This window comes from Gilliamella sp. CG22, from assembly GCF_046635725.1.
Lineage (GTDB): Bacteria > Pseudomonadota > Gammaproteobacteria > Enterobacterales > Orbaceae > Gilliamella > Gilliamella apicola_I.
Map to the genome: position 1 here is coordinate 214271 of NZ_JBIDFK010000003.1, position 13595 is coordinate 227865.

The following is a 13595-nucleotide window of genomic DNA, read 5'->3' on the forward strand; positions in this document are numbered from 1 at the left end:
ATATTTACACAATGTTTTAATAGAAAGTTTTAACTTAAAAAACTGTATATTGCAAAATGAGTATTATATAATACTGTATCTTTTTTAACCTGAGTATACGATTAATGACACAGTTAAGTCTTGCTGCACAAAAAGTTAAAGATGCACTGGCAGCTAAAAATCTTGAAACCCCTTCTTGTCGTTTAGCAATGGATAATAGTGAGCGCAAGGCAAAAATTGAAGAACATTTTCGTGAGATCATGAAATTAATGGAGTTGGATCTCACTGATGACAGTCTTGCCGAAACACCACATCGTGTCTCTAAAATGTATGTTGATGAGATTTTTTCTGGGCTCTATTATGAAAATTTTCCCAAAATCACGCTCATTGAAAATAAAATGCAAGTCGACGAGATGATCACCGTTCGTGATATTACCTTAACCAGTGTATGCGAACACCATTTTGTCACCATTGACGGCAAAGCCACCGTCTCTTATATCCCTAAAGATAAAGTTATTGGCTTATCCAAAATTAATCGAATTGTTGAATTTTTTTCACAGCGACCACAAGTACAAGAAAGATTAACTCAACAAATACTTGTTGCCCTTCAAACCTTACTTGGCACGGTAAATGTGGCGGTCTCAATCGATGCGACTCACTATTGTGTGAAAGCCAGAGGCATTAAAGATTCAAGCAGTATGACAACCACGACCGCACTGGGTGGCGGATTTAAAACCAATCCAAGTACCAGACAAGAATTTTTAAGAGCATTACATCACTATTAATATAAGGATATTCAATGAAATTTTTATCACTCATTTTTATGATATTATTGATAACAGCATGCTCTGAACAGGAGTCTAATAATTCTAATAATAACGATAAATTTATTGGTTTTTGGGTAGAAGGTGGTCCCGATTTTAAATATACTGCAACCTATGCCAATCTTGTTGAAATAAGTAAACAAGGGGATAATTACTTTATCAATGAAAACTATGTTTATGGTAATGATCAAACCATTGCGATGCGAAAAGTCACAAAACCCCAAGACAATTTCGATGGACTCGCTTATCCATCAGAAAGAAATTTTGGTTTAGAAAACAGAGTGACTTTCCATGGTGATAACTATTCAAAAATCGGTATATTTAATACAGTTTTCTTTCGAATTTCAAAAGAAGAAGCAGAACAAATTAAACGTGATGTAAAAGAGTGCGAAGAGATAGAAAAAAACCGTTTTTTTATTCCTAAAGCGCAACAAGCTGAATATAAAAAACGGGCAAATGAGCTGGCTTATTGTCGGATTTTTTGGTAACAATCAAAATTGACGTAAACCTAAATTCAGCGGATTTTTGTAACAATCGTATGGGAATTGAATATTTAACAATAATCAAAACCTAAAACTCAAATACAAAACAACCGAAAATCAGCTTTATATTACGTGCATCTTCAAGAAAGATTGGTATAATTCTCGGCTACTTGAGTTAAATTACACAGTTAAATAACACATTTTCATGAAGATCATTCGCGGTATTGCTAATTTAAAAAATCAATTTTCCCAGTGCGTACTGACATTGGGCAATTTTGATGGCGTACATTTAGGACATCAGCAATTAATTAACCATTTAATCACCCAAGGTAAAAAATTAAATCTACCAACCGTGGTTATGCTATTTGAACCGCAACCGTTAGAGTTTTTTTGTTCGGAAAATGCCCCTTCCCGATTAACCTCATTTCAAGAAAAAGTGATTTTTATTGAAAAACTCGGTATCGACTATATTATTGCTGTTCCGTTTACTCAAACCTTTGCCAAAATGTCTGCTGATGACTTTATTCAAGCGTGGTTGATAAATCAGTTACGGGCCAAATATATTATTATTGGTGATGATTTTCGGTTTGGGTTTGAACGTAAAGGGGATATTCATCTTCTTGAACATTATGCACAAAAAAATGATTTTACTGTCGAAAGCATGCCAACCTACGTTTGGAATCAGTTACGAATTAGTAGTACCGCGGTGCGTAAAGCTTTACTCAACAATGATTTTGAATTAGCACGTTGCCTATTAGGGCGTCCGTATAGCATTCAAGGGCGTGTTATTCATGGCAATGCATTGGCAAGGCAATTAGGTTTTCCTACGGCAAATATTCAGCTACACCGCAAAAAACCAGCCTTACACGGTGTCTATTTAGTTAACGTCAAAAATTGTTGTAGCCAACAATCTTATTATGGCATTGCTAATATTGGTATAAGACCAACTATTCAAGGAAAAAAAGCCATTTTAGAAGTGAATCTATTTGACTTTTCGGGTGATATTTATGGACAATATTTAGACGTAACCTTCCTCGAAAAATTACGAGACGAGAAAAAATTTGACTCTATAACAGCGTTAAAAGAACAAATTACACAAGATGTTTGCACTGCGAAAAAGATCAGTGCACAATTAACCAATTAAGAAAGTAGTATCAACAAAATTAACTGGAATAAATCAGCATGACAGATTATAAAAATACATTGAATTTACCGGAAACCGGTTTCCCAATGCGAGGTGATCTTGCCAAACGTGAACCGGCAATGTTGCAAAACTGGTACGATAAAGAACTTTATCGCAAAATCCGCCAAGTAAAAAAAGGGAAAAAAGCCTTTATTTTGCATGATGGCCCTCCTTATGCAAACGGCAAACTTCATATTGGTCATGCAGTTAATAAAATTATCAAAGATATTATCATTAAATCAAAAGGTTTAAGCGGTTATGATTCCCCATATATTCCAGGGTGGGACTGTCATGGTCTGCCAATCGAACAAAAAGTTGAAGAACAAGTTGGCAAACCAGGCGTAAAAGTGACACCGGCTGAGTTTCGTCAAATTTGTCGTGACTATGCTGCTTCTCAAGTTGAACTACAAAAAGCTGATTTTATACGTATGGGTGTATTGGGTGATTGGCAAAATCCCTACCGCACAATGAATTACGATACGGAAGCGAATATTATTCGAGCGTTAGGCAAAGTCATCAAAAACGGGCATTTAGTCAAAGGGGCAAAACCTGTTTACTGGTGTACAGATTGTATGTCTTCGTTAGCAGAAGCAGAAGTAGAATATTATGATAAATCTTCACCCGCTATAGATGTAAAATTTAAAGCGGTGGATAACCAAGCTGTTGCGAGTAAATTTGGCGTTCATACCGATTTAACTATTTATGCCGTGATTTGGACGACAACACCTTGGACATTACCCGCTAGCCGAGGTATTGCCTTAAATGCTGAGTTTGAATATCAACTGGTACAAATAAACGATAAAGAATGCCTAATTTTAGCCACTGATCTGGTCGAATCCGTCATGAAACGTGCCGAAATTTCAGAATGGAAAATTCTTGGCAGCTGTAAAGGTGATGCGCTTGAGCTATTACGCTTTAAGCACCCTTTCCTTGATTTTGATGAACCCATTGTACTTGGTGAACATGTTACGGTTGACGCTGGTACTGGTGCGGTGCACACTGCGCCCGGCCATGGTGCGGAAGACTTTTTAGTTGGTCAAAAATATGGGCTTGAAGTTGCTAACCCTGTTGGTGGCAATGGGTGCTATTTACCGGGCACAGGTGCAGGTTTAGATGGCTTATTTGTATTTAAAGCGAATAAAGTTGTGATCGACATATTAAAAGACCACAATGCGCTACTTCATTTTGAAAATATTGAACATAGCTATCCATGTTGTTGGCGTCACAAAACACCGGTTATTTATCGTGCAACACCGCAATGGTTTATTAGCATGGATAAACAAGGTTTACGTGCCCAATCATTACAAGAAATTAAACAAGTTCGCTGGATTCCGGATTGGGGACAAGCACGAATTGAGACAATGGTTGCTAATCGCCCTGACTGGTGTATCTCTCGTCAACGCACATGGGGCGTACCGATGACGTTATTTGTCCACAAAGAGACCGAAGAGCTACACCCCGATACCCTAGCACTGGTTGAAAAAGTCGCTAAATTAGTTGAACAACACGGTATCCAAGCGTGGTGGGATGCAGATATCAAAGATTTGCTTGGCCCCGATGCAGACGATTATCGCAAAGTGCCAGATACCCTTGATGTCTGGTTTGATTCAGGATCAACTTTCTTTTCGGTAGTCGGTGTACGCCCTGAGTTTGAAGGGCACGAAGCTGACATGTATTTAGAAGGTTCAGATCAACATCGTGGTTGGTTTATGTCATCATTAATGCTATCAACAGCGATTGATAACAAAGCCCCTTATAAGCAAGTGTTAACGCATGGTTTTGTGGTTGACGGTCAAGGTCGAAAAATGTCTAAATCGTTAGGCAATATCGTTACCCCACAAGAAGTTATGGGTAAACTCGGAGCAGATATTCTACGTCTATGGATTGCTTCGACTGATTATTCGGGTGAAATGAGCTATTCTGACGAAATCATCAAACGTGCAGCGGATAGTTACCGTCGTATTCGTAATACAGCTCGCTTTTTACTGGCTAACTTAAACGGCTTTGATCCAGCTAAAGACATGATCAAACCTGAAGATATGGTGGTACTGGATCGCTGGGCGGTCAGCATGGCAAAAGAGGCACAAGATCAAATTATCCAAGCTTACGAAAGCTATGATTTCCATAAAGTCGTACAACGTATTATGCAATTCTGTTCAATTGAAATGGGATCATTCTATTTAGATATTATTAAAGATCGTCAGTACACTGCAAAAAGTGATAGCGTTGCTCGTCATAGTTGCCAAACTGCCTTATATCATATTGCTCAAGCAATGGTACGTTGGATAGCGCCGGTACTATCTTTTACCACGGATGAAATTTGGCAATATTTACCTTCAGCCAAAAAATCAGAATTTGTATTTGAAGATGAATGGTATAACGAACTATTTAGTTTATCCGATAATGAAACATTAAATAGTGAGTATTGGGCGCAAATTCTAGCAATTCGTAGCGAAGTAAACAAAGTGCTAGAACAAGGTCGTAACGATAAAGTGATTGGTGGTTCTCTTGAAGCCGCTGTTACCCTTTATGCAGACGATCAGATTGCCACAGCACTCGCTAAATTAGAGAACGAATTACGCTTTGTACTACTCACGTCACAAGCCAGCGTGAAACCACTAGACAGTGCGCCACAACAGGCAGTACAAAGTGATATAGCCGGTCTTAAAATCGAGCTCACTAAAGCGCAAGGTGATAAGTGTCCTCGCTGTTGGCATTACACCATTGATAATGAACCAACAACACACTTATGTAAACGCTGTGAAGAAAACATTCATGGTAAGGGTGAAGTTAGACATTTCGCCTAGCAATAGAATGACAGATAAACACGGCTATAAGACAATAGCTTATAGCCACTTATTACATTAAGCGCCGACAACAGTCGGCGAAATATCATCATGAGCATGAACTTTATGAAAAAAGAGAATGGACTTTACTGGTTAATTATTAGCACAATTGTGTTCTTTGTTGATATTGCTAGTAAATTTTGGATCCTAACTAAATTCAACCTTTATGAATCAATCAACGTGTTGCCTTTCTTCTCGATTACTTATGTACAAAATATTGGCGCTGCATTTAGTATTTTTGAAGGTCAACGTTGGATGCTTGCAGCCGTTGCTTTACTCATTAGTGGTGCCATTGTGTATATGCTTTATCGTAACAAACGACAGCAAAAATTAGAAAATTTTTCACTATCACTTATATTAGGTGGTGCTCTAGGCAACCTATTTGACCGCCTTTATCATGGATTTGTGGTTGATTTTCTAGATGTAAATTTCGGTAGCTGGCACTACCCAACCTTTAATATTGCTGATTGTGCGATTTGTATCGGTATTGGATTATTTATTTTAAGCAGTTATAAAAAACCCCAAAAGACCGAATAACATGCAAATTATTTTAGCTAACCCTCGAGGTTTTTGTGCTGGTGTTGATCGAGCTATCACGATCGTTGAACGCGCACTTGAACTCTTTGGCGCACCTGTTTATGTTCGCCATGAAGTGGTGCATAACCGCTATGTGGTTAACAACTTGAAAGAGCTAGGCGCAATTTTTATTGAACAAATTGACGAAGTCCCTGACGATAGTATTCTTATCTTTTCTGCGCATGGTGTATCTAAAGCGGTGCGTGAAGAAGCAAAAAAACGAAAACTTCGTATCTTTGATGCAACTTGCCCATTAGTGACTAAAGTTCATATGGAAGTGGCAAGATCCAGTTATCGTGGTGAAGAAGTGGTCTTAATCGGTCATGCCGGGCATATTGAAGTGGATGGTACATTAGGTCAATACAATAATCCTAATGGTGGTATTTATTTGATTGAATCGATAAATGATGTTCAAACATTACAAGTCAAAAACGAAGATCACCTATGCTTTACCACTCAAACAACCTTATCAGTGGAAGATACGGCGGAAATCATTGCTGCCTTAAAAGTACGATTTCCTAAAATCCGTAGCCCGCGTAAAAATGATATTTGTTATGCCACAACCAATCGACAACAAGCCGTAAAACAACTTTCATCCCAAGCAGATGTGATACTTGTCGTCGGTTCAAAAAATTCATCCAATTCCAACCGATTAGCTGAACTTGCCAGACGCAACAGTAAAAATGCCTATTTGATTGATTATGCCACCGATATTGAACAAGAATGGTTAACTAATGCTCGCACGGTGGGCGTAACAGCAGGCGCATCTGCGCCCGATATTTTAGTGCAACAGGTTATTGAACATTTGAAAAGTTTGGGTTGCACATCACTGATCGAAACAGACGGAATTTTAGAAAATATTACCTTTGAAATTCCTAAAGAATTGCGTATTGAAGTAAAAGCAAACTAACGGGTTAATTTGTGTGTTTTAGTTGCTCAAATTTTGCCAATAGCTGATCATGGGTCTCGATATGCTCAGGATCAGCAATAATAGCATTTTGAATGGGGCAAACACGCTGACAAGTTGAATGATCATAATAACCGACACATTCAGTACATTTGTTGGGATCGATTTCATAAGTATCAAACCCCATAGAGATAGCCTCGTTAGGACATTCAGGCTCACACATATCACAATTAATACATTTACTGGTTATTTTTAATGCCATTGCTCAATTAACTTTATCATCTCCAAAAAATTTGCGCCATTATAGCGCAATCCTTCCTAATTTCTAAAAAAGAATACAGCTATCATGTTCGTGATAGACCAAATAAGTTTGAATTTATTGAAATATTTCAATATAAATTAGATAATTTAGCCTGTATTATTTTCATAATAATTACAATTTATTAAGAATAGTTATCAATAACATTTATATTATTACGCTACAATGCTAAAACGATTAAAGAATAGAATAAAAGGATGAAAAGATATTGTTAAAGTTAATTAAATTCAAAAATATAGTGATTGCTATTTTTCTGTTTGTGCTTCTCTATATTATCAAGCTGATCGTTTTTCCGTCACAATCGCCAGTGAATTATATTACCTCACCCGTGACTAAAGTTAATATTGAAAAAACGGTACTGGCTGATGGAACAATTAGCGCCTTCAAGCAAGTCAGCGTGGGTGCGCAGGTTTCGGGTCAGATCAAAAAGTTATATGTTGAATTAGGTGATCAAGTTAAACAAGGAGACATGATTGCTGAAATTGATGACTTAAAACAAAGCAATGATTTGAAACAAGCCGAAGCTTCGCTTAGTAGCCTTGAAGCACAACGTAAATCAAAACAAGCCAACTTAATTAATTACCAACTGACTTATAATCGCCAATTAAAACTCGTCAATAAAGGGGTCGGCGTTCAATCCGATTTAGATTCAGCCAAAGCCGATCTCGATGCAATCAAAGCCGATATCGCTGCCTTAGATGCAAATATCATCAGTGCACAAGTCGCTGTTGATACAGCCAAAGTGAATCTTGGTTATACCAAAATACGATCACCTATTGATGGCGTGATTGTCGCCATACCCGTTGATCAAGGTCAAACCGTTAACTCTGTGCAAAGTGCACCAACCATTGTGAAAGTTGCACAATTAGATAAGATGACCGTTGAAGCACAAATTTCAGAAGCGGATGTCATTAATGTAAAAAAAGGAATGCCCGTCTATTTCACCATATTAGGCGAACCTAATAGACGTTTTGACGGTTTAACATTACGCGCCATTGAACCTGCGCCAGATTCGATTAATACGGAAAGTTCATCAAGTTTAAGTTCTTCGTCATCCACCACCAAAACAGCAATTTACTATAATGGATTATTCGATGTTGATAATCCTGATCATATTTTACGAATTTCGATGACAGCCCAAGTTTATATTGTTTTATCTGAAGCAAAAGATGTATTGGCAATCCCATCTCAAGCAATCCAAAAAAATTTGGCAGATAATAAAGCAATTGTCTATGTACTTAACCAACAAAATAATGCTGAAGAACGAGAAGTCAGTTTAGGTATTAATAATAATATTAATGTGGAAATCAAATCCGGACTTAAAGAAGGGGAAGTCGTCATTATTGGTAGTGACAATGGCGCATTATTCAATCCTAATGGACGCACGCCGAGGATAAGATTCTGATATGACAAACACTAATAATCCGCTGATCAAACTTGAAAACATTGTTCGTGAATTTCCAGCTGGCGATTCAACCATACAAGTGCTTAAAAGCATCAATCTAACGATTAATGCTGGCGAAATGGTTGCCATTATTGGTGCGTCTGGTTCGGGCAAATCAACATTAATGAATATTTTAGGTTGTTTAGATAAACCAAGCTCTGGCGTCTATACCATTGGAGGACGAACCACCAATCAATTATCACCTGATGAATTAGCTGAATTACGTCGTGAACACTTTGGTTTTATCTTTCAACGTTATCATTTGCTAAACGCCTTAACGGCACAAGGTAATGTTGAAATCCCTGCTATTTATGCCGGAATCACCAATGAACAACGGAAAAAACGAGCTATTGAAATATTAACCCGTTTAGGGCTTGAAGATAAGATTAATAATAAACCCAGTCAATTATCTGGCGGTCAACAACAGCGTGTCAGTATTGCTCGAGCCTTAATAAACGGCGGACAAGTTATTTTAGCAGATGAACCGACGGGCGCACTTGACCGTAAAAGCGGCTTAGAAGTCATGGCTATCTTGCGAGAACTTCATAAACAAGGGCATACCGTCATTATTGTGACACATGATAGCAATATTGCCCAAAGTGCAGAACGGATTATTGAAATCAGTGACGGAAATATTATCTCTGACTCAATCAATCCTAACTATCACGCAGAAGAAGAGGATCATCGCCAAGTCAAACAGATCGAAACGACTAAAACCCAAGACAACTTTCAAGCTAAGTATAATCGTTTTCGAGATGCCTTTAATATGGCAATATTGTCGATGCTTTCTCAACGATTACGAACTTTTCTTACCATGCTTGGTATTATCATTGGTATTGCCTCGGTGGTTTCAATGGTTGCCTTAGGCGAAGGCACAAAACAAAAAATATTATCGAATATAAATTCGTTAGGGACAAGCACACTCGAAATTTATCCCGGAAGCGGATTTGGGGATCGCAACGCAGATAAAATTACCACCTTACGCTCATCCGACGCCGACTTTTTAGCAAAACAAAGTTTTGTACATAGCACGACCCCAAATCTGGCAACATCAGTCTATTTTCGGGTTAAAAATTTGGCTGTAACGGGGACTGTAAATGGTGTGGGAGAGCAATTTTTTGCCGTTCGTGGCTATAACATTACCCAAGGTATTGCGTTTGATCAGACCAGTGTTGCTTCGTCAGCACAAGATGCCGTTATCGATGAAAATACCGTTAAACAGCTATTTAAGAATGAAAATCCAATCGGCAAAATTCTGATGGTGGGTCAATTACCGGTACGAATAATTGGCGTTGCCACAAAACAACAACAAGGTTTTGGTAATAATGAAAGCCTTAACATCTGGCTTCCTTACACCACAGTCATTAATCGCATGGTGGGACAAACCTCGTTAAGAAGTATAACGGTTCGGGTCAATGATAATGTTGATTTATCGATTGCAGAACAAGCGATTAATAAAATCATGATACAACGGCATGGTGTTAAAGACTTTTTTATTTTTAATTCAGATAGCATTCGTGACACCGTTAACTCCTCAGCTTGGGTATTAACATTATTAATTTCGACCATTGCATTTATCTCACTGTTAGTGGGGGGGATTGGTGTTATGAATATCATGTTGGTCTCTGTCACTGAAAGAACACGAGAAATTGGCGTACGCATGGCAGTGGGTGCACGTTCAAGTGATATACTGCAACAGTTTTTAATCGAAGCGGTATTAGTATGTCTTATCGGTGGTACATTAGGCATCTTATTATCATTTGTGGTTGGTGGGATTTTCAATTATGTTGTCACATCCTTTGCGATGCGTTTTTCCATCATTTCAATTATCGCTGCCTTTAGTTGTTCAAGTGTCATTGGCATAATTTTTGGTTATTTTCCAGCTAAACGAGCCGCCAAACTTGATCCGATTTATGCTTTAGAACGAGAATAACGTTTTTAAAACCTCACCAAAAATTAAAATCCCTCTGCAATCATGATATTGCAAAGGGATTTAAAATAACAACCTTAAAAATTGTCATCATGTTACATTCAAATACTATGACAATTTATCGCACTCAAAACAGATGTTTTAATCAATGACACTCGCTTAATTTTTGGATTTCGGATCTAAGCCGACTAAGAACGAAGTCACTCTTAAATAATCATTAATAAATGCTTGTTCATCAGATATATTAAGTCCTTTGGAATTGACATAAAACTTGCGATTAACGATAACAGAAGGTATTGAGTTTGGTTTCAATTCTTTAATGGCATCGGTTTGTTGTGCCATAAAAGCTTTAACCAAAAAATTGTCTTTCGTTTCATCAAACGTTTTACTATCCACACCTAACGTTAAAAATACCGCTTTGATGTCTTCAGCAGTTTTTATGCTACGCTCTTCTTGTATTGCCTGATAAAAAGCGTCTGAAGCTTTATCTTGAATACCAAGTACATTCGCTATCGCCCATGCTTGAGCAAGTTCCTTGGCAAGTGGCCCAAAATCCTCTAAATGATAACGTTTAAATTTTACCCCTTCTGGTAAATCCTTGCTGATAAGTTGTGCACCATGATATTTTGTTTCAAATCGGTAGCAACTAGGACAATTAAATGAAAAAAACTCAATCACTTCTTTGTCTGGTGATGGATTAGTCGGTAGTACAACATACTGAACACCTTTTTCAATCGGTGCTAATGGTGCCGTAATAGTCGGTGTTTGATCTTCCTTAGAGTCAATACTTGCGGGGGCTTGCTCTGCAAAACTATTTACCGAAAAAAGTAATACTCCCAAAGCAATAAACGTCTTTTTCATTAGTCAATTCTCCTTATTATTTAATAATGCCACGCGCTTTTAACAAGGCACTTTTAAAATCATCTTCATAATCTTTTTTCAGGCCGGGGATAGCTTCATTTTTATCAGCGTCACGCATTTTTAAATGATAAATCAGAACCTCATCACTTAACTCTTTTAAGTCGCCTTCAAAACCTGCTTCTTGCCCTAATTGTGCAAGAAATTGTAACAGATTCAGATCTGAGTCTTTTTCCCAGGCTGCCTGTAATAACTCCATTAATTCATCAATACGATGACATTTCATAATTCATACCTTTTTGTATACTTCAAATTAATTGAAGATGATGAGATAAAATTAATGTTAAATATTTAACGCTATAAATTCTGTCACAGAAACATAAACAATAGTAGCGATTCTTTTTACTAAATACAAACGACACGTTAAAAGTCATAGGTATCGACTTATCTTTCAATACCATTTAATGTTTATGAAATAATTGTGATAAGTCTATTTTCCCTTATAACTTAAATTAATTTTGCTATATAGTAATGCTATTTAGATTTTTCGCAATGTGAAACAGAGACATTTTATGGGCAAACTACCTATTACAACAATTATCTTAGCTGGCGGAAAAAGTACCCGAATGAATGGTAACGATAAAGGATTATTACAGCTAAATGGTAAACCGTTTTATCAACATGTCATTGATCGTATTGAATCACAAACAGATTTCATCATGATTAACTGTAATCGCAATCTAAATCAATATCAAAAGGCAGGCTATCCTACCTTCATTGATGATTTAGCGGGTTATCATGGCCCCCTTTCCGGCATTTACAGTGGATTATTACGTAGCACTACCGACTGGAACTTATTTGTCAGTTGTGATACGCCTTTTTTACCTGACGATTTAATCTTTCGTTTAACCCAACACACCACGACAAATTACGCTATTTATCCCTTTGACGGGCGGTATCATCATCCAACCATTTTATTGATTCATAAAACCATCATTACCCCACTTAAAGCTTATTTGGCACAAGGTGAACGTAAATTGATGTTATTTTTACAACAAATCAATGCTTATGCTGTCGATTTTAGTGATAAACCATCATGTTTTACCAATATTAATACCCCTGAGATACTTGAGCAACTCACTCAATCAAAAAAATAAATCTCTTATTTTTAGATTAAACTGCTATTTATTCCATTTTGTTAAGTGTTTAGCAAAATCGTCTATTTCAACATCCTGTGTTGCCCAAGAAGTACAAAAACGTAACCCGATATGCGCCTCATCAATTGCCCCAAGATTATCGACCGAATAATGTGCAAGGATTTTCTTGGCTAATCGTTTTGGCACACTAACAAATAATTGATTGCTTTGTGGTTTACTTAAGAATGAAAATCCAGCATTTTCAAACAGTGTTTGCAGTTTATCTGCCATATAATTACTATGCTTACCCAGTTTGATATACAAGTTGTTTTGCATCAACGCATTCATCTGTACGGCAACAATCCAACTTTTAGCTAAAATTGCGCCTTTTTGCTTCATACTAAATCGAAAATCTTGGTTAATCGTCAGGTTATTAAACACCAATGCTTCACCCGCAAATGCCCCCACTTTCGTGCCACCTATATAAAAAACATCGGTATATTTAGCTAAATCCGGAAAGGTTAGATCATTATCTTTTGCGGCTAATGCCATTGCCAGACGTGCACCATCTAAATACAGATAAAGTTGATTATTTTGACAAAATTGATATAGCTTTTTAAGCTCTTGCTTACTATAAATAGTACCAAGTTCGGTGGTGTTTGAAATATACACTAATTTAGGTTGTACCATATGTTCATCACGATGATGTGCCAAAACGGGTTTTAGCAATTCAGGCGTCAATTTTCCATCTTGGCTTTTCACCGTTAATACTTTATGTCCTGTTGCTTCAATCGCCCCTGTTTCATGCACATTAATATGTCCACTTTCGGTCGCAATAACCGCTTGATAAGGTTTTAAAATATGTGAAATAACTGTTAAATTCGTGATAGTTCCACCTGGCATAAAATGTATATCTGCCTTCGGCGATTTTAGACGCTTTTTGATATTTTCTTTAGCTTGATGACAGCACTCATCTAAACCATAGCCACTTAACTTTTTATTGGTCGTTTCAACAAAGCTTTTTAACAAGCTTGGATGCACTGTTTGGTTATAATCATTCAAAAAATCATACATATCATTACCTTTATTCCGCCTTCATTTTTTAATATGA

Annotated in this window: 13 protein-coding genes; 9 read left to right on the forward strand and 4 right to left on the reverse strand. The window is 37.1% G+C overall.

The features are described 5' to 3' along the window. Window positions 1-104: 104 nt before the first annotated feature. From folE to ispH, 6 genes are all read left to right on the forward strand, one after another. Window positions 105-764, forward strand: coding sequence for a GTP cyclohydrolase I FolE (folE, locus tag ACGH46_RS04285; RefSeq protein ID WP_220216270.1), 660 nt, complete (start codon window positions 105-107; stop codon window positions 762-764). A gap of 14 nt (window positions 765-778) precedes the next feature. Next, window positions 779-1291 carry a hypothetical protein gene (locus tag ACGH46_RS04290; protein WP_220216269.1) on the forward strand — a complete coding sequence of 171 codons (513 nt, stop codon included), beginning with the start codon at window positions 779-781 and terminating at the stop codon, window positions 1289-1291. A 199-nt stretch (window positions 1292-1490) separates the two neighbouring features. After that, the gene (gene ribF / locus ACGH46_RS04295) at window positions 1491-2429 is read left to right on the forward strand and encodes a bifunctional riboflavin kinase/FAD synthetase (RefSeq protein ID WP_267350226.1); all 939 of its coding nucleotides are present in this window, start codon (window positions 1491-1493) and stop codon (window positions 2427-2429) included. Between the two features lie 38 nt (window positions 2430-2467). After that, window positions 2468-5275, forward strand: a complete 2808-nt coding sequence (gene ileS / locus ACGH46_RS04300; protein WP_411604314.1) for an isoleucine--tRNA ligase — start codon at window positions 2468-2470, stop codon at window positions 5273-5275. A gap of 105 nt (window positions 5276-5380) precedes the next feature. Then, window positions 5381-5851: a signal peptidase II gene (gene lspA, locus ACGH46_RS04305; RefSeq protein WP_267358974.1), complete on the forward strand. Its 471-nt coding sequence runs from the start codon at window positions 5381-5383 to the stop codon at window positions 5849-5851. A gap of 1 nt (window position 5852) precedes the next feature. Beyond that, window positions 5853-6800 carry a 4-hydroxy-3-methylbut-2-enyl diphosphate reductase gene (gene ispH / locus ACGH46_RS04310; protein WP_065558502.1) on the forward strand — a complete coding sequence of 316 codons (948 nt, stop codon included), beginning with the start codon at window positions 5853-5855 and terminating at the stop codon, window positions 6798-6800. Window positions 6801-6804: 4 nt separating this feature from the next. Here ispH and ACGH46_RS04315 read toward each other — a convergent pair whose 3' ends face one another. Then, window positions 6805-7059 carry a YfhL family 4Fe-4S dicluster ferredoxin gene (locus tag ACGH46_RS04315; RefSeq protein ID WP_220216264.1) on the reverse strand — a complete coding sequence of 85 codons (255 nt, stop codon included), beginning with the start codon at window positions 7057-7059 and terminating at the stop codon, window positions 6805-6807. Between the two features lie 265 nt (window positions 7060-7324). Here ACGH46_RS04315 and ACGH46_RS04320 point away from each other — a divergent pair, with 265 nt between their 5' ends. Together ACGH46_RS04320 and ACGH46_RS04325 are read left to right on the forward strand one after the other, a co-directional pair. After that, window positions 7325-8521 carry an efflux RND transporter periplasmic adaptor subunit gene (locus tag ACGH46_RS04320; RefSeq protein ID WP_220216263.1) on the forward strand — a complete coding sequence of 399 codons (1197 nt, stop codon included), beginning with the start codon at window positions 7325-7327 and terminating at the stop codon, window positions 8519-8521. A 1-nt stretch (window position 8522) separates the two neighbouring features. Further along, the gene (locus ACGH46_RS04325; RefSeq protein WP_411604317.1) at window positions 8523-10493 is read left to right on the forward strand and encodes a MacB family efflux pump subunit; all 1971 of its coding nucleotides are present in this window, start codon (window positions 8523-8525) and stop codon (window positions 10491-10493) included. Between the two features lie 156 nt (window positions 10494-10649). Here the strand turns inward: ACGH46_RS04325 and ACGH46_RS04330 are convergent, their stop codons facing one another. Further along, window positions 10650-11351 (reverse strand): DsbA family protein, encoded by a 702-nt coding sequence (locus ACGH46_RS04330; protein ID WP_411604319.1) that lies wholly within the window; start codon window positions 11349-11351, stop codon window positions 10650-10652. A gap of 16 nt (window positions 11352-11367) precedes the next feature. Then, window positions 11368-11634: a YihD family protein gene (locus ACGH46_RS04335; RefSeq protein ID WP_065558498.1), complete on the reverse strand. Its 267-nt coding sequence runs from the start codon at window positions 11632-11634 to the stop codon at window positions 11368-11370. Between the two features lie 286 nt (window positions 11635-11920). Here ACGH46_RS04335 and mobA point away from each other — a divergent pair, with 286 nt between their 5' ends. Next, window positions 11921-12505 carry a molybdenum cofactor guanylyltransferase MobA gene (gene mobA, locus ACGH46_RS04340; RefSeq protein WP_411604322.1) on the forward strand — a complete coding sequence of 195 codons (585 nt, stop codon included), beginning with the start codon at window positions 11921-11923 and terminating at the stop codon, window positions 12503-12505. Between the two features lie 24 nt (window positions 12506-12529). On the opposite strand, the gene ACGH46_RS04345 is transcribed toward mobA, so the two are convergent. Then, a complete protein-coding gene (locus tag ACGH46_RS04345) occupies window positions 12530-13558 on the reverse strand; it encodes a threonine aldolase family protein (RefSeq protein ID WP_411604325.1) in 1029 nt (342 codons plus the stop codon). Window positions 13559-13595: the final 37 nt, after the last annotated feature.